Source organism: Bacillus kwashiorkori (assembly GCF_001375515.1).
Classification (GTDB): domain Bacteria; phylum Bacillota; class Bacilli; order Bacillales; family Caldibacillaceae; genus Bacillus_BK; species Bacillus_BK kwashiorkori.
The window spans coordinates 166,303-182,378 of sequence record NZ_CTDX01000013.1 but is presented as its reverse complement, the minus strand read 5'-3'; the positions used below and the strand labels follow the sequence as shown (position 1 = coordinate 182,378).

At 31.0% G+C, this 16,076-nt stretch carries 16 protein-coding genes and 4 pseudogenes; 13 read left to right on the top strand and 7 right to left on the bottom strand.

Going from position 1 to position 16,076, the window contains the following annotated elements; genetic code table 11:
- The first annotated feature begins 1 nt into the window (after position 1).
- Positions 2-516: pseudogene (locus BN1242_RS13140) on the top strand (CueP family metal-binding protein).
- Positions 517-855: 339 nt separating this feature from the next.
- Here BN1242_RS13140 and BN1242_RS05075 read toward each other — a convergent pair.
- Together BN1242_RS05075 and BN1242_RS05070 are read right to left on the bottom strand one after the other, a co-directional pair.
- On the bottom strand, positions 856-1,800 hold the full coding sequence (locus BN1242_RS05075; RefSeq protein WP_062352286.1) for a cation diffusion facilitator family transporter: 945 nt from the start codon (positions 1,798-1,800) through the stop codon (positions 856-858).
- A gap of 17 nt (positions 1,801-1,817) precedes the next feature.
- The gene (locus BN1242_RS05070) at positions 1,818-2,153 is read right to left on the bottom strand and encodes an ArsR/SmtB family transcription factor (RefSeq protein WP_062352282.1); all 336 of its coding nucleotides are present in this window, start codon (positions 2,151-2,153) and stop codon (positions 1,818-1,820) included.
- A gap of 255 nt (positions 2,154-2,408) precedes the next feature.
- On the opposite strand from BN1242_RS05070, the pseudogene BN1242_RS13345 reads away from it, so the two are divergent.
- A pseudogene (locus BN1242_RS13345) lies at positions 2,409-2,781 on the top strand (FAD-dependent oxidoreductase); the annotation flags it as partial.
- Positions 2,782-2,796: 15 nt separating this feature from the next.
- Positions 2,797-3,117 (top strand): annotated as a pseudogene (locus BN1242_RS13750) (arsenate reductase/protein-tyrosine-phosphatase family protein); the annotation flags it as partial.
- 547 nt (positions 3,118-3,664) lie between these two features.
- Here BN1242_RS13750 and BN1242_RS05065 read toward each other — a convergent pair.
- Both BN1242_RS05065 and BN1242_RS05060 read right to left on the bottom strand, forming a co-directional pair.
- Positions 3,665-3,859 carry a DUF7695 domain-containing protein gene (locus tag BN1242_RS05065; RefSeq protein ID WP_062352278.1) on the bottom strand — a complete coding sequence of 65 codons (195 nt, stop codon included), beginning with the start codon at positions 3,857-3,859 and terminating at the stop codon, positions 3,665-3,667.
- Between the two features lie 448 nt (positions 3,860-4,307).
- The gene (locus tag BN1242_RS05060) at positions 4,308-4,664 is read right to left on the bottom strand and encodes a helix-turn-helix domain-containing protein (protein ID WP_062352274.1); all 357 of its coding nucleotides are present in this window, start codon (positions 4,662-4,664) and stop codon (positions 4,308-4,310) included.
- A 111-nt stretch (positions 4,665-4,775) separates the two neighbouring features.
- Here BN1242_RS05060 and BN1242_RS05055 point away from each other — a divergent pair, with 111 nt between their 5' ends.
- The 7 genes and pseudogenes from BN1242_RS05055 to BN1242_RS05030 all read left to right on the top strand — a co-directional run bounded on the left by BN1242_RS05055 (position 4,776) and on the right by BN1242_RS05030 (position 12,913).
- Positions 4,776-5,369 (top strand): hypothetical protein, encoded by a 594-nt coding sequence (locus BN1242_RS05055; RefSeq protein ID WP_062352271.1) that lies wholly within the window; start codon positions 4,776-4,778, stop codon positions 5,367-5,369.
- Positions 5,362-5,664: an HNH endonuclease gene (locus BN1242_RS05050; RefSeq protein ID WP_062352268.1), complete on the top strand. Its 303-nt coding sequence runs from the start codon at positions 5,362-5,364 to the stop codon at positions 5,662-5,664. The genes BN1242_RS05055 and BN1242_RS05050 overlap by 8 nt, the downstream gene beginning before the upstream one ends.
- Positions 5,665-5,954: 290 nt before the next feature.
- The gene (locus BN1242_RS05045) at positions 5,955-8,099 is read left to right on the top strand and encodes an ATP-dependent nuclease (RefSeq protein ID WP_062352265.1); all 2,145 of its coding nucleotides are present in this window, start codon (positions 5,955-5,957) and stop codon (positions 8,097-8,099) included.
- A complete protein-coding gene (locus BN1242_RS05040) occupies positions 8,093-9,886 on the top strand; it encodes a UvrD-helicase domain-containing protein (protein WP_062352262.1) in 1,794 nt (597 codons plus the stop codon). The genes BN1242_RS05045 and BN1242_RS05040 overlap by 7 nt, the downstream gene beginning before the upstream one ends.
- A gap of 516 nt (positions 9,887-10,402) precedes the next feature.
- Positions 10,403-11,899: a protein kinase domain-containing protein gene (locus tag BN1242_RS05035; RefSeq protein ID WP_062352259.1), complete on the top strand. Its 1,497-nt coding sequence runs from the start codon at positions 10,403-10,405 to the stop codon at positions 11,897-11,899.
- A gap of 506 nt (positions 11,900-12,405) precedes the next feature.
- A pseudogene (locus BN1242_RS13125) lies at positions 12,406-12,612 on the top strand (3'-5' exonuclease); the annotation flags it as partial.
- A 121-nt stretch (positions 12,613-12,733) separates the two neighbouring features.
- Positions 12,734-12,913 carry a sporulation YhaL family protein gene (locus BN1242_RS05030; RefSeq protein WP_062352256.1) on the top strand — a complete coding sequence of 60 codons (180 nt, stop codon included), beginning with the start codon at positions 12,734-12,736 and terminating at the stop codon, positions 12,911-12,913.
- 46 nt (positions 12,914-12,959) lie between these two features.
- On the opposite strand, the gene BN1242_RS05025 is transcribed toward BN1242_RS05030, so the two are convergent.
- Positions 12,960-13,811 (bottom strand): peptidylprolyl isomerase, encoded by an 852-nt coding sequence (locus BN1242_RS05025; protein WP_062352253.1) that lies wholly within the window; start codon positions 13,809-13,811, stop codon positions 12,960-12,962.
- 246 nt (positions 13,812-14,057) lie between these two features.
- Between BN1242_RS05025 and BN1242_RS13120 the strand changes: the two genes are divergently transcribed.
- Both BN1242_RS13120 and BN1242_RS05020 read left to right on the top strand, forming a co-directional pair.
- Entirely contained in the window at positions 14,058-14,141 is an 84-nt protein-coding gene (locus tag BN1242_RS13120; protein ID WP_072136170.1) for a YjcZ family sporulation protein, read from the top strand.
- 76 nt (positions 14,142-14,217) lie between these two features.
- Positions 14,218-14,307 carry a YjcZ family sporulation protein gene (locus BN1242_RS05020; RefSeq protein WP_062352250.1) on the top strand — a complete coding sequence of 30 codons (90 nt, stop codon included), beginning with the start codon at positions 14,218-14,220 and terminating at the stop codon, positions 14,305-14,307.
- Positions 14,308-14,382: 75 nt separating this feature from the next.
- On the opposite strand, the gene BN1242_RS05015 is transcribed toward BN1242_RS05020, so the two are convergent.
- Positions 14,383-14,562 carry a hypothetical protein gene (locus BN1242_RS05015; RefSeq protein WP_062352249.1) on the bottom strand — a complete coding sequence of 60 codons (180 nt, stop codon included), beginning with the start codon at positions 14,560-14,562 and terminating at the stop codon, positions 14,383-14,385.
- Between the two features lie 305 nt (positions 14,563-14,867).
- Here BN1242_RS05015 and BN1242_RS05010 point away from each other — a divergent pair, with 305 nt between their 5' ends.
- Positions 14,868-15,200, top strand: a complete 333-nt coding sequence (locus BN1242_RS05010; protein ID WP_062352246.1) for a DUF1878 family protein — start codon at positions 14,868-14,870, stop codon at positions 15,198-15,200.
- Between the two features lie 22 nt (positions 15,201-15,222).
- On the opposite strand, the gene BN1242_RS05005 is transcribed toward BN1242_RS05010, so the two are convergent.
- Positions 15,223-15,795, bottom strand: coding sequence for an HTH-type transcriptional regulator Hpr (locus BN1242_RS05005; RefSeq protein WP_062352243.1), 573 nt, complete (start codon positions 15,793-15,795; stop codon positions 15,223-15,225).
- Between the last annotated feature and the right edge of the window lie 281 nt (positions 15,796-16,076).

The window sequence follows — 16,076 nt, the reverse complement described above, 5'->3', positions numbered from 1 at the left end:
ATTGAAAGGAAAAATACTAATAGCGCATTTAATAGGTATAGTTGTGCTAACGGCATGTGCAAAAGACAATATGAATAGCCCAGTTGTTGGTGAAACAGATGATATATAAAGACTTGTCATAGATTACAGTATGGATAAGATTGCTTCTATTACTTCAGAAGAACTTATTGTTTCAAATGAAAATGGTTCAAAAACTGTTTACAATCTTCCGTAAAATGGATTTTTTGTATCAATCGCACCATATGTTAAAGAAACGCCCCTTGTAAGAACCACAGTTTAACAGGTTGCCAAGGTGAATTAGTAGAAGAAGACTTCGATGTTTATATCCAAGATGACAAGGGGAATATAATTGTTGATGAAAAAATGAAATCATTAGCAAATGGATTTATTGATTTTTGGTTACCGAGGGATAAGATTTTTAAAGTAAAGGTAGAAAACGATGGAAAAATAGCAGAAACTGAAATCTCAACATTTAAAGCGGACAACACCTGTATTACTACAATGCAGTTAATGTAGCAATATTCGGATAAATATACCAAGAAATTATATCTAAAAATGGGAAATTTATTAAGATTATACCAAGTAATGCTTATTAAAAGTAGGTGATACTTTTAGGTAAAATAATTATTATTTAAAAATACCATTTTGATAATGGAAAAATAGTACTTGATTTAGTAAAAAGAAGGAAGTAGGAGCTAAAAGTAAAAGTTGAAGCTGGTGTTGGTTCTTGCAATATATATACTATTGAAATAGTGTACTTTAACTAACGGAAAATAACAAAGATCCTCTCAAACTTTATAATCATTGAGAGGATTTTGAATTAGAAAATTTGGGGTGATTCATGTGCAATTCGAATCAATGATGGTGATGTCCAGATGATTCAGCTTTCACTTTACACAAAATCGTATTGTCATGCTGATTGGTAGACGTTTCTAATTGAATCGTCATATGGTGAATATTTTGGTGTTCAAGGTCATGTTCGATTTGATAAAGCAATCGTTCACTTTCCGCAACGGACATTTGATCATCTACAACTGCATGGCAGGAAAGTGCATTTAACCCGCTTGTAATCGACCAAACATGCAAATCATGAATGCTCTGAATGCCTTTTGTATTTTGGATTGTTCGAATCACATCGTCCAAGTTTACATTTTGTGGTGTCCCTTCCATCAGGACATGAAGCCCGGATTTCGTAACGTAGTAGCCACTGCGTAATACAAGTGCGGCCACAATGATACTGGCAAGTGGATCTGCCCAACTCCAGCCGAAGAACATGATTAGTAATGCAGCGATAATAGCTCCAATGGAACCAAGCATATCACTAATGACATGCAAGTATGCTCCACGCATATTTAAATTCTCTTCTACATCCCCACCACGCATCATTATCCACGCAACAAAAATATTGATAATTAAACCAATGGTTGCAATGATCAACATTCCAGTTGAAGCAACTTCAGGTGGATTTTGAAAACGCTGAATAGCTTCATAAAAAATATAAATTGCAATTAATACGAGTGTCACTCCGTTAAGAACAGCTGCTAATATTTCAAATCGTTTATATCCATAAGTTTTACTATAGTTAGCAGATTTTCCCCCAAATGTAAAGGCCAATAATGCAACCCCAAGTGATATGGAGTCACTTAACATATGGCCTGCATCAGATAATAATGCAAGGCTATTGGTAATGAATCCTCCAAATGCTTCAATAAACATATAACTTGTAATAATAATAAAACTTATCATTAAAGTCTTTTTATTTGCACCATGTGTATGGTCATGTCCATGATTGTGTCCCATTTTAAGTTTCCTCCTAATTAATGATGTGCAGCATGCTCAATTGCCTGCTTCAGTAAATTCATGACGTGATCGTCATCTTTCGAATAATATAAAGTTGTCCCTGCTCTTCTAAATTTAACTAATCTTAAATTTTTCAAGAAACGTAATTGGTGAGAGACACTCGATTGGCTTAAATTTAACGTCTCCGCAATATAATTGACAGAATGCTCCCCTTTACATAACAAATTTAAAATGCGTATTCTAGTTGGGTCGCTCAATGCTTTGAACGTTTGAGAAACGACAAATAACGTTTCTTCATCCAAATCCTGCTCCCTTTCTTTAAAGATCTTTTCATATTTTTGCTCTTCACTCATCATTTTACCCCTTAATAATTTATATCTATATATGATTATATGTTCATATATAGAATAAAATACTCTAAAATAAATGTCAATGAGAAGTTTATATTTAATTTATTGTTACCGTTTCCTATACCAAAGAATAATTCAAAACCACCTAAAATGGAGGATATGTAATCTATCCACTATGGAAGAGTTGAATCGTACTTGGTCTTTAATATATAATACACCTATTGTATTAATGGATTCAGTCGCACAAAAAGGAAATCAATTAAAAAAGTTTATGTTACGGTAAATGGAAAACAAAGAGTTATAGAAGGTGAACAACTTCTAATTGCAGTAGGAAGACAACCCAATACTGAAGAATTAAACTCAAATGCTGCCGGTATTAAAGTTGGACCTCATAATGAGATAAAAATAAATGAATATGCCCAAACAAGTAATAAAAATATCTATGCTGCAGGTGATGTCACATTAGGACATCAATTTGTTTATGTAGCTGCTAAATGAAGGGAAAACTGTTGCTGATAATGCAATTGGCGGTTTGAATCTTAAACTAAATTTAGAGGTAGTACCTAACGTTATATTTACAAATCCTTCAATTGCAACTGTTGTTTTAACAGAGGAACAAGCAAAGGCTAAAAAATAATTAAATCAGGATGAATGGGAAGTGAAAAGTGCTGGAATTGAAGCACACGGACTGAACCCCAATGCTTGTTAAGAAGTTGGAATTGATATTTCAAACAAAACTTCTGATATTATCCAACCTGAAATACTAAACAACGCAGACTTATCTGTTATACTTTGTGGTGATGCAAAAGATAAATGTCCTGTTACACCACCTAAAGTAAAACGAGAACACTGGGGATTTGATGACCCTGCACGAGCAGAAGGAACAGACGAAGAAAAATGGGAAGTTTTCCAGCTTGTTCGTGATGAAATTGGTGTTCGAATCAAACGCTTTGCTGAAACAGGAGAACAACAAAAAATACCAAGAATTACTCTTGGTATTTTATATTATGTAGAGGATCTTTTTAAATAAATAACTTTGTGAACTAATTTCACTTAAACTACCATGAAAGATGGCTAATCGTGTGTTAATCCATGAAGGATTAATCGTCATTTTGTTGAAAATATAAAGCTAATGGGGCAGATAAGTGAAAAGTTTTAAATTTTGAATATAGTTATCTCCAAGAAAAAGTTGACGAAGGCTAAAATTAAAAAAAGAAGCAAATAACAGAGCGATAGGTTCTTACCTCGTGAAGTATTGAAAAATACAACAGTAGTAACAGGGTTACTACACAAACTGGTGTAATAGTTAAATTAATCGATCATAAGAACGTCTTTTTATTTTATAATTCTCTTTTGAACAATATTATTAGAAAAAGTGAGAAATTAGTCATTGAACTATTAGTGCTGTTCAGTTGAAGAACGATGTTTATTATGTATCAACAATCGACCCAGATAATTGAACAATAATTTAAAGCTAAGTGTATGAAAATTAAGTTTTTTGGTAGCCTCTTGTTTTATTCATACTCGGATAGTTCCTCGTAATGTAGTTCAGCTGGATTTGAACCATAAACACGTTTTGCATAGTCTAATCCACCGTCTATACCTACTGCTCCACATTTACATTTTTGAAAGTCATTTGTACTCTTGGATTCTATAATGTCACCACAATGTTTGCAACGAATTCTGTTTCTTTTTAGTTTCTTTTGCATTCTCATACCGCCTTTTCCTATAAGTATATATCAAATGACTATAAAAAATGAAGTTTAGATAGATATACTAGTATCACTATTTATAATATGTTTAATGAAGATTATAATTGGGTATTATATATATTAATCGTTAATTAGTTGTCTTATGGATTGTAACAAGCTTGCACATACATAGGATTTCTAAAGAAATGGAAAAATCCAACTCTAAGTTTTAGGGTTGGATTTTTCTACTTCATAATTCAAAGTTGAATATGAGAATGTAATCATACCTTTAAAATTTTTATGAATATCATTTAGAGAATACATTACCTACCATTATAAAGTTTTTACACCATTCACATTCTTTAATTAAAATAAATATAAAAAGAGGAAATGCTTGGGCATTTCCTCTTTTGTATTTTCTTAGTAGCAAATAATATTATTATACAACTAATGTATGAAAATGAATTTATTTCTTTTGTGAATCAATTAAGGTAAGAATATCTTTAGTAATATTATGTATTGATTTTATTTCTTCAATATTACGTGATTGAAGTAAGTTTTTGTGAATTGTAATAACTTGATCTACATTACTTTTGTCTGATATGTCTATATCTTTAAAACTAAAAAAGGATTCTGGTGATATATTCAATGACTTAATTATTTTTTCTAATGTCAGTAAAGAAATATTCCTTTCTCCTCGTTCAATTCCTCCGATATAGGAAGTTTGAAGATCAGACATTTCAGCTACTTCTTCTTGAGTCAAACCTCTTTCTTTTCTATGCAATCTTACTTTATCTCCGACTAACTTTAAAAAATCTGACATCTTATCACCTCTTACTTTAGATTAGAAAAGAGGTCATCACAAATTAAGATGCATAAAGTATAAAAAAACGATAAAACTATACTTATAAGTATCATTTTGAGGTGAGAGATTGTGACGCTTATAATGGCAGAAGTAAAAATTAGAGGTAATAGACCATTACTATTCAATAACTTTACAATTGAATCTATTCCCCTTGTAAAAAAGGAAAAGAAGGGAGTGGCAGGAAATAATCCAGATGAGTGGAGAAGCAGTTACCAAGTCACTAAAGAAGGACAATTATATCTTAACTCGGATTACATTTTTTCTTGTCTAAGAGCAGGAGCAAAGCATACACCATATGGACGTGGAACAATGGAACCTGTAGTATCAGCCACATTGCAAGTAATAACGGATAAATTATTGTTGAATAGATTTGTTTATGACGAAAATGAATTAACTAAGGATAGCACTGAAGAAGTATACATAGATGTTCGGCCCGTATCAAGAAGAGGGGTTAAAAACATAAGATATCGTCTAGCAACATCAGTTGGTTGGGAAACAAGATTTGATATTATATGGGATAATTCTTTAATAAGCAGAAATCAAATGGAATCTATTTGCATTGATGCTGGAGCTTTTGCAGGACTCGGAGATGGTAGGAAAATTGGATATGGTCGATTTGAGGTGTTAGATTTTAATTTTTTGGAGGAAAGATTAAATGCCTAAGAAAAGATTACCCACTGAAACATGGTACAAAAATATCAGACCGATTATTTGGAAAAGAGATAAAGGTAAATGTGTTCGTTGCAGTGTTGAGGTAAGTTTAAAGGAATGCCATATAGATCATATAAGAAGTGGAGTATTTGCAAATAACAAGTTATCTAATCTAAGAACTTTATGTTATAAATGCCATGTGTTAAGGGCGGATATTAAACATAGGGGTATGGTTCAAAGAGCATTAAAAAAGGGGGTAATTCCACCAAATTGGCGAGAATTAATTTGGGAAGATGTAAAAAGTTGAAACGGATGTAATAGTCATCCGTCCAATAAGGGTGACCTCCTTATTGCTGATGATATAGGTCAATATGGTGCGGTTCGGCCCGGTATGGCAAGCTTTGGTAGGGCAAGGTACGATACGGTTCGGTAAGGTTCGGTACGGTAGATAATAAATCAAATCAGCGTAGCGAGGTATGTCATTTTTCTTAAAAATAAAAATGGTATAGTTGTATATATAGAATTTTAAAATAACATCAAATATATAATATAGTGGTATAATTAACATAAAAATTAAACGATAAGGTAGGATAGGCAATGTATATTTCGAAGTTGCATATAAGTAATTTTAGGAATTTTAGAAATCAAAATTTTTTGTTTAGACCGGGTGTAAACACATTGATTGGAGAAAATGGTTCTGGCAAAACAAATGCCTTTTTTGCAATACGATTAATGTTAGATAGTAACCTTCCCATAAGTGCATCGAGATTAGTAGAAACTGATTTTAATAGAGGTCTCGATAGGTGGCAAGGACACTGGATAATTATTTCGCTAGAGTTTGAAGATCTGGATGAGAGTGAAGGTGCAAATTTGTTGGCTCATAAACTTGAAGATGCGACAGAGTCAAATAGTGGTTCTTACCATTTTTATTATAGACCTAATAAGAAAATTAGAAAAAAATTGTATGAATTGTCATTATTTGAAGATAAAGATCAAGAAAAATTAAATAATATTCTAGACGAAATAACTATAAATGATTATGAAGCTGTTTATAGTTTTAGAGGTAATGCGGATTTTTCTGACGATTCCATTTATAAACAGTTAGTTGGTGATTTTGATCACATTGAATTTCCTAATCCTGATGATGAAAACAGAGATTTGTTAGGTATAACTACATCTCAAATTTATTTAATTCGATCAGAGATAGCTTGTACATACATAAAGGCTTTACGTGATGTAATTGCAGATTTGAGAAAAACTAGAAAAAGCCCATTGTTAAATTTATTAAGGGGATCTGCAAATAATATATTACTAGAGGACTCGACTGAGATTACAGATAGGATAACAGATTTAAATTATATAATTAGTTCTCTTCCTGAGATTAATCAATTAACTGAAAAGGTTAGAAAGACACTAGATTCGACTATTGGTTTTACATATGCTCCAAGTTTAAGTATTCGTTCTGAATTACCAGAGGATATAAATAAGTTATTTCAATCATTAGCTCTTTGGGTAGGAGATGGAGAAGAAGGAAGCTATCAAGGTAAACTGGAAGATCTCAGTTTAGGTGGTGCTAATTTAATATATATAACTTTAAAGTTATTAGAATATGAATACAAGCAGCCAACTGAGCTAAAAGCTGCACACTTTTTGCTAATTGAGGAGCCAGAAGCCCATATACATACACATATTCAAAAAACAATGTTTGATAATTTCAAGTTCCAAAATACACAAGTTATAATGACAACGCATTCAACCCATATTTCCTCAGCTAATAAGATTCAGTCTATAAATATACTAAGTAAAGAAAAAGATGAAACAGTAGTTTGCCAACCAAGTAATGGACTTTCTGATGAAGAGAGTAAAAAAATTGAAAGATACCTTGATGCGACTAGAAGTACATTGTTATTTGCAAAAGGTGTTATTTTAGTTGAAGGTGATGCAGAGTTAATTCTTATTCCAATTTTATTTAAAAGAGTATTTGGTATTAGCCTAGATGAAGTAGGAGTAAGTCTAATTAATATGAATAGTACAGTTTTTGAACATATTGCAGATCTATTTGATGATCAGAGAATCAGAAGAAAATGTGCAATAATAACTGATCATGATCAATCTTTAATTCCTTTAGATGGTCCTAAAGATGAAGATACGGATGAAATGAAAAAATTTAGGAACTCCGCTATCAAGGGAGAAGAAAGAAAAAAGAAACTAGATGAATATTGTAAAGGAAATAAATGGGTTCAAGCATTTTATGCTAATTATACTTTTGAAATTGACTTTGTTTTAGAAGGTAATATCCCAGAAATAATAAAAACGCTAAGTAAAATATACAAAAAGAAAAAATCTATAGATGATTCTAAAGCACTATTAATGTCCAAAGATGAAATTAAAGTTGGACTTGAAACCCTTCGTTTAGCAGACAAGGTTGTTGGTAAGGGGTGGTTTGCACTTATTCTGGCAGAAGAAGTTACTTTTGAAACATATATTCCTACCTATATCCTAGAGGCAATTGCATTTTCATCGGGTCATATTAGTTACAAACATTTTGAGAAAATTGCAAAGTATAGAGTTGAAAAAATGAATGATGAAAGGGAACTTAAAGATTTTCTTCAAAAATTAAATGATATTCCACGAGAAGAAAGGACTTTAAACCAGCTGAGTAGTTTATTAAAAGATTATTTAGAAGAAAATGATAATCTGTTTTTATTTATAAAATCATATGAGGAGTATCAATTATGCTAGAAGGTTTAAATTCTCATCAAATTGACGCAGTTCTTAGTAAAAGGAATACATTAGTGATTGCATGTCCCGGTAGTGGGAAAACACGTGTTTTAACTCGAAAGATTGCATATGAACTTGAAAACTTGGAAAGTAAGAAGAAATATGTTGTTGCTTTGACGTTTACTAACAGGGCAGCAGAAGAAATTCAAAAGCGACTTGATGAAATGGGCATATCTCAAGAACAGCTTTGGGCGGGGACTATACATTCCTTTTGTTATCAATGGATTATTCAACCCTATTCCGTTTACGAGCCTAACCTTGTACACGGTTTTTCCATAATAGATGAAAATAAAAAGAATATGATACTTAATCAATTAAAAGAAAAAAACTCTTTACCGTATAATGTCAATATTAATACAAGCTTTGATAGAAAGGGTCATTATTTAAATGAAGATCGATATAAAAATGAGATAGCTTCAGAATTTCACCAATCCATTCTTCAGAATAAAGAAATAGATTTTGATTTGATACTGTACTATTCAAATAGATTATTAGAAAATTATCCAAAAATACGCTTTCATTTAGCTAATTTATTTGGATATATTTTCGTAGACGAGTATCAAGATACTCAAGATTTACAGTATGCAATAATTGGCCAAATTATTAAGGAAAGTTGTAATGATTGTAAGTTGTTTTTGGTTGGTGATCCTGACCAAGCTATTTATGAATCTTTGGGGGGAATAGCAAAAACTCCTTATGAGATTCAGGGAGACACAGGGAACGAAGAAATTGTTGTTAAAGAGTTACCCGGTAATTACCGTTCTTCTCAAAGAGTGATAGATTTTTTTAGGAATTTTCAATCAACAGATGTAAATATAAAAGCTTTAGGAGCTAATTCAGAAAAAGCCGGAATTATAACACTAGATACAGTAACGGATAAAAACAATCTACCTAATGAATTCGCGAAGATAATCACACAAAACATAGAAAGTGGTGTTAAACCAAACGAAATATGTATCATTGCACCACAGTGGTATTTTCTAACCCCTTTAGCTAAAAAATTAAAATCATTGTTACCAAATGTCCCATTTGATGCTCCCGGACTTACACCATTACCAAGAAATAAAGAGAACCTTTGGTGGAGATTATCTAGACTTTTCTTAACCGAGATAACTCCTGAAACATCGTTAAATCGTTTCAGATGGATTCGCCAAATAATTGAACAAATAAATACATATACAAACGGAACATTAGGATTTGAACATAAAGATTGTAGGAAATATTTGAGGTTAATAAATTCTATAAAGCCTAGAGAAACGGAGGGAGTAAGGTATCTAGAAATTGCTTTTAAGAGTTTTTTTGAAGCATTGGAGATTGATTTAAATATTCATCCTGTACTTAATGATCAGCTATATGCATTTTTTAAAAGTATAAATAAACGATATGAATCAAAAGAATTTGATGGGATTCCAAGTGATGTTAATTACTTTAAAAGTGTTTTTAGTGCAGATAAAGGAATTGTTATTAATACCTGTCATGGGGTAAAAGGTGAGGAATTTGAGACAGTTATAGCCTTTGGATTATTGTGGGGGTATGTTCCTCATTGGAGTTCCATTATTAATAAACCAAAATATGAAGCACAATCTGCCTCTAAAAAGATGTTATATGTTATTGGTTCTAGGGCGAAAACTAATTTGCACTTATTTGCTGAACAAGGAAGAACCACTATAAATGGATTCCCTTATAGAATTAATGAAAATTTAGCTGAAGTCTCTTTTAAATATGATAACGAATTTTTAACAAAGTAGTTTCTAAAAGAAAATAATTAAGTGATTATTTTGGGGGAATTATTTAGTTAAAAGAAGAGGATAAAAATAATAACGAGTTTCCGTTCCTGATACAGACATTAAAAATGTAACATAAACAGATAGAGTGTCCAATTTTTTGTCTAAAAAAAGATCAGTTTGAAATTTTTATATTTTATGAATTGGCATTTAACATATGTTTGTTTTGGCAGAATATTATATTTTATAAAAGTATGAATATCATAGGTGTTTATAATCAAAAGTAGGAACCCTAATCTTCAACAATCGGGCCGTTTAATGGAATAAGCGAGGAACTTTTAAAGTCATATAATCTATGAATATACTTGTAGTTCTTCAACTGGTGAGAAATTTAGTTGAAGGAGACCGAGTAAAGGATATTAATTAATATAACTGGAGAATGATTATTAATATATCGATAAGTATTGGTTTGTTAATAATTATTGATATAAAATATGTTTCTTCAAGGGTTAAAATTATTCTAGAAACGGGAGGATAAGAATGTCTGAAAATGCGGTAAAAAGGATAAGTAGTTTTATAAAGCAAAACAACAAGTCTATTATTTTGACATTAGGAGAAGTTTCTGATTTAAAGCAGATAGGTCAAGGTGGTAATGGACTTGTTTATTCTGGAATCCTAAATAATCAAGAGGTTGCAATAAAATTTCTTGTAGAGGATAAACAATCGAGTAAATTACAGCGTTTTAGAGCAGAATATTTTAATATTAATTTATTGGAAGATCGTAGTAACATTGTTAACTATATAAATTATGAAGAAATTCTATTTGAAGATGGTTATTCGATCCCAGCCATTATTATGAAAAAGTATGAAAAATCATTAAAAAGTTTCAGAGAGGATACTAAGGAAATAAGTGAAGAAACATTTATAAAATTATTTTACTTTTTACTTAATACTTTAGAAAAGATACACAAAATTGGAATAATACATAGGGACATTAAGCCTGAGAATATTTTAGTAACAAAAGAAGTTGACTTTGTTTTAACTGATTTTGGTATTGCTAGCTATAATCCTGAATTATACACATTGAAAGCAAAAACTGAAAAGAGAGAAAGGTTAGCGAATTATGAGTTTTCAGCTCCTGAACAAGCAAATAGAGATGTTATTCCTGCACCATCAATGGATATTTATGCTCTTGGTCAAGTTTGCCAATGGTATGCGTTTGGAGCAACACATAGAGGAACAAATAGAAGTAGAATTACTGATATCTTTAAATCAGAAGAAGCAGAAGTTATTGATATCGTATTAAATAAGTGTCTTGATAATAATTATGAACAAAGGTATCAGAGTGTTAATGAAATTTTTAAACATATTGATGAAATTAAAGAATCTAGAAAAGAAGTTGACCCTTTTGAAGAAATGTATTTATTAAATGATGCTATTAGGGCAACTTGTCCCTCTGTTTCTCAAGGGATACAGTTCGTTGAAGATGAAAAATATATAAAAAGATTAGTGGAAAATATCAATAAACAGAACTTCAAACGTAAACTTTGGTTTAATACTGGAATAGGAAATAGTGATTTCCGCAAACTTCAGTATTTGGGAAATAAAAAAATATTGATAGATTATAGAGAATTAAAAATCAAAGGAATATGGTTGTATACAGGTAGTAGCTATGATGATTTAATCATATTTGAAACAGAAGAAAATGAACCTTTTATTATAAATGGAGAGGGGGCTTATTATGCATTAATAATAAACAATGAACATATAGTGGAAGCCCATCACCTCAGTGCAGGATATATAGAAATTGATGATGAAGTATATAGTCTTAGTGATCTCCAAGTAGAAGAACACAATAGATCAAATGATTATAAGTATTACTTCATTGGTACTCAGTTTCACTCTTCAATAATATCTGAGAATGATGCTGTTTTAGATAGGTTTCAAGAAAAAGGGATAATAAACAAGGAAGCAGTATCACAATTGATACGAAATTTAAGAAAGAATAAACATAGAGAAGTATTTTATAGATTATAGTATTAAATTTTCCCAGTTTCTTAAAGTGGCATTCGTGGAACAGTTAAATGAACCAACCCATATACATCATCTATTATAATAAATTTATAGTGCTTTGTAATGGGAGTCTTTTTTTCGGATTTTAGATTAGATCATCATCTGGTTTAAACAATAAACCTTTAAATTGTTGCTCTGCTATCTTTAATTGATTGTAAATTTGAAGGCTTGGTTAAGGAATAACTAGCCGTAAGTATTCGATTTTTCGAGCTTCTAATATCTGTCTTTAAACGTTCCACGATTTCGCTTGAAATACTGGGCGAACTAAAATAAACTTTCATGACTTCACCTCATATGATGTTAGACTCTGATAAATAATAACATAATGACTAATTTTACCATTTTTATCTTTGGATACTAAATAAAATAGGTAGAGTAGTGTATTTCTTTCTCACTTGTTGTGAGAAGAAATTGTGAGATGTATTATTGTAGTCACCTTTTTTAGTGTTTTTCTCACTTTTTACATATAGATAATTTCCCATCACGGCAAAGCAGAATGGGGGAGCCCAAAGCCACCAATGATTCGGGAAGCAGAAGTCTTACATCATATTGACAATTTAGATGCAAAAATAAATATGATGAACCGCACATTGGAAAAAACGAAACCGGGTGAATTTTCTGAACGGGTATTTGCATTAGACAATCGCTCTTTTTATAAACCTACTTTTGAAAAGTAAACATGTTAGTACAGGAAAAAATAAGCATATAGAGCATAATTTATTCTAAACCGGCATATTGTTGTACTAAGTAAGCTAATTAAAAAGTGGACAATCTTTCATTTGAAGGAGGAAGCAATGTATGCCGTTTTGGATTTATTTAATCGTTGCTGGAATATTGTTTAGTGCCTATATGACCATTCGAACAAGTAAAGAGGAAAAAGAATTGGAAATGATGGAAGCAGAGCAGGAAGGAAACATTATTTTAGAACGGATGAAAGAAGAACGGGAAAAAAGAAAAGAAGTTTCTTCGGGAGCATAAAAAAAGTGCCTCTTTCGTTAATAGCGAAAGGAGGCACCTTTATTTATTATTCTGCTTTAAATAAGTCTTTTAAATCTTTATCATTAATTTTCACATTACTGTCTTTCACTAATTTATTAAGAGCATCTTGGACAGCAGTTTGAGTAACTTTTGTTTGTTTCACTTTATCTTCTAACTCTGATTTCATTTCAGCAAAAGGTTTAACATCTTTTTTATCTTCTACTTTAGTTGCTTCAATTATATGGTAACCAAATTGGGATTTAACAGGGCTGCTAACTTCTCCTTCTTTTAACTTAAATGCAGCAACTGCAAAATCACGATCGAGGCTATTTGGATCAAGTACGCCTAAATCTCCACCTTTATCCTTCGTACCGTCCGTAGAATATTCTTTCGCTAAATCCTCAAACTTTTCACCATTATTCAATTTGTCAAGAACTTCTTTTGCAGTATTTTCATCAGCAACTAATATATGGCGGGCAGTAACAGTTTTTGATTCCATATTATATTGTTCTTGAAGTTCTTCATCTGTAATTGTTTGTCCATCTAGAACAGCCTTCTCTTGAAGTAATTGCATACGTAAAATATCTTTCAACTGCTCATCGTCTTTAATTCCGTATTGTGCTAAGAACATACTGTAGCTTTCGCCTAATTGTTCTTTAAATGTTTCAATTTCCGCTTCAACTTCTTTATCAGTAACTTCATATTTATCTGCTAGAACCTTTTCATATACTAGTTCTTGAAGGGTAGCTTCACCATAACGTTCTTTTAATACTTGATAAAACTCATCTTGGGTAATATTTCCTGCCTTAGTTTCAGCAACATTATCACCGTTACCGCAGGCGGAAAGTGTTAAAATTCCTGCTGCTAGTGTTACAGAAAGTAGTAGCTTTTTCTTCATGCTAATAAACAACTCCTAATATCTTTGAATTTTTAGTTTGTCTTTTTTTTTTACAATTTTAACTATATCATAATAACCCATTTCTGAGAAACGTTTTTTTTTACTAATTTCTGTTATATTAACGTTAAAAATAGAGAAAATCAAGTTCAATGCTTTAAAAAAATCATCAAATGGGTTTTTGTACTATACACTTTTCCGCATTTATACATAGTATATATGGAAATTAGAAAAGGAGGTAATTTTCATATGGCCTGGGGAAATAACAGTTTTGTGTTAATTGTCGTGTTATTTATTTTGTTAGTAATTGTTGGTAGTGCGTATATTTGCTAAGAATGGACCTTTCATCTTACTAAGTGAATAGGTTTTTTGAATCATATAGGAATACCTTTTTGGAGGTGATAATTGGATGACTGCTGGTGGATATGCTGGAAGTGGTTTTGCCCTTTTAGTCGTTTTATTTATCTTACTCATCATTGTCGGTGCGGCATGGTGGTAAGCAAATTTGCGATAAATGGTAAGAGATAATGGGGAAACGGCAAGAATTTCTTGCCGTTTTCATTTGACCATTTTATTAAGTGAAAAGAATTTCAATGTATGAGGAAATAAGCAAAATGAGAGTTAGTATATTGACTGTCCGAATTACACTTGGCTGCTTTTCATCAGGAATTTCTTTTTGAATACAGAAGGCGTGCATTAAATTATTCATATAAAATAAAATAAAGCCTGCTACAAGGATAAATGTTAGGACCAAAATATTACCTCCTAATTACAATTCCACTATGAAACAATAGGGGTTGTAATTTTGTTCATTCGCATTTTGATAGATTGCAAAGTTTGCTTTTCTTTCATAACATAGTATTACTTTTTATAATAATAACACCAATTCTTCATTTATTCATTAAATTTTTCTTAGAAATCATTCTTCTAATGTAGGAAGGGAAAATTTAATCGTGAAATTAGGACATAATGACTAATTTAGTCGAGATAAAAGGTAATTGTTTCCGTCAAGAAGAATGATTATACTAAAGGTAGAAAAAGAAAGGGCAGGAATATTATATGGAGGAAATATTAAAAAGAATTGAGTTGCTGGAATACCATCAACAATTATTCATCCGTTTATTAACAGATTCGAAGATGGATTTTACTAAGTTAATCATTGAAAAAAATCTAACGAGACAAGATGTAGAAGAGTTCCATAACCTTTGTGACGAATTACACATAAAATGGGAAGAACAAAAAGCGGAAGGATTTGTATATTTTCATCCGCTAATGAAAGAGTTCGCTAACAGACTTAATAAAAAATTGCAAGTGAAGGAAACAATTCAAGCATGTATAAATGAAGGCCTGTACTTAGAATTAATGAATGAATTTGCAAAATATGTAAAATAGCAAAACACATCCATTATTCAAGTTATACCACTTCTTTTTCTTTATCTTCCTTCTTTTTAATAAATCCATCATCATCGGTAAATTCATCCTCTAGATGGTGAAAGGATGATTGAAATATTTTCATAAAATCATTTCCATATATATTCCGAACAATCGCCGTTAATTCTAAAATATCTGGAAATTTACCATACATTTCCTTTAATGGAAGTGCGCCTTGAAGGACGGAATTTTTACTTGGATCGTACGACTTAATTAACTCTAAAACAATGTTTTCCCCTTTTTCTGTTAATTGGATGTACGTATTTCGCTTATCGTCTACTTTTTTTGAAAAGGATAGTAATCCTTTTTCTTCAAGCTTTTTTGAGAAGTTAAAAGCAGTTGATACGTGCATTACGCCAAATTTTGCAACATCTGAAATAGATGCCCCATTTAAATAGTAAGCAATCCAGAGAATATGATGTTCGTTTATATTCAAATCAAATGGCTTAATCCACTGTTGCCAATCTTTTTCAATTGACTTCCAAAGTGCCTTTCCTAGCTGGGAAATTTTCTGACTGAATAAAAGTGCCTCGATTTTTGAAATGTCCTTGTCCATCAATATCACCTTCTTTATTTAAGAATTATTATGTTAATAAAATAATAACAGTATACTTTGCAAAATGCTAAATTTTTAGATAGTTAACTTTATAAAAATTCTGCTAACGATACTAACATATACGATTGACGTATTAATTCGTTTCATTAAGTTCTATTTTGCCATGGTATTAAACAAAATTCTACACTAAATTGAAAAATCCTTGTTTATTTTAGAAAAATTTTATTTTTTATTAATATAATTATACATTAACCTCATATATATAAGAATCATAACGTTTT

What these genes read in the sequence shown, in the direction of transcription:
- BN1242_RS05010 (WP_062352246.1), top strand. Translation starts at nt 14,868, where the DNA reads ATGGAGGAAATATTAAAAAGAATTGAGTTGCTGGAATACCATCAACAA.
- BN1242_RS05075 (WP_062352286.1), bottom strand. Translation starts at nt 1,800, where the DNA reads ATGGGACACAATCATGGACATGACCATACACATGGTGCAAATAAAAAG.
- BN1242_RS05005 (WP_062352243.1), bottom strand. Translation starts at nt 15,795, where the DNA reads ATGGACAAGGACATTTCAAAAATCGAGGCACTTTTATTCAGTCAGAAA.
- BN1242_RS05050 (WP_062352268.1), top strand. Translation starts at nt 5,362, where the DNA reads ATGCCTAAGAAAAGATTACCCACTGAAACATGGTACAAAAATATCAGA.
- BN1242_RS05070 (WP_062352282.1), bottom strand. Translation starts at nt 2,153, where the DNA reads ATGAGTGAAGAGCAAAAATATGAAAAGATCTTTAAAGAAAGGGAGCAG.
- BN1242_RS05065 (WP_062352278.1), bottom strand. Translation starts at nt 3,859, where the DNA reads ATGCAAAAGAAACTAAAAAGAAACAGAATTCGTTGCAAACATTGTGGT.
- BN1242_RS05045 (WP_062352265.1), top strand. Translation starts at nt 5,955, where the DNA reads ATGTATATTTCGAAGTTGCATATAAGTAATTTTAGGAATTTTAGAAAT.
- BN1242_RS05060 (WP_062352274.1), bottom strand. Translation starts at nt 4,664, where the DNA reads ATGTCAGATTTTTTAAAGTTAGTCGGAGATAAAGTAAGATTGCATAGA.
- BN1242_RS05020 (WP_062352250.1), top strand. Translation starts at nt 14,218, where the DNA reads ATGACTGCTGGTGGATATGCTGGAAGTGGTTTTGCCCTTTTAGTCGTT.
- BN1242_RS05035 (WP_062352259.1), top strand. Translation starts at nt 10,403, where the DNA reads ATGTCTGAAAATGCGGTAAAAAGGATAAGTAGTTTTATAAAGCAAAAC.
- BN1242_RS05040 (WP_062352262.1), top strand. Translation starts at nt 8,093, where the DNA reads ATGCTAGAAGGTTTAAATTCTCATCAAATTGACGCAGTTCTTAGTAAA.
- BN1242_RS05030 (WP_062352256.1), top strand. Translation starts at nt 12,734, where the DNA reads ATGCCGTTTTGGATTTATTTAATCGTTGCTGGAATATTGTTTAGTGCC.
- BN1242_RS05025 (WP_062352253.1), bottom strand. Translation starts at nt 13,811, where the DNA reads ATGAAGAAAAAGCTACTACTTTCTGTAACACTAGCAGCAGGAATTTTA.
- BN1242_RS13120 (WP_072136170.1), top strand. Translation starts at nt 14,058, where the DNA reads ATGGCCTGGGGAAATAACAGTTTTGTGTTAATTGTCGTGTTATTTATT.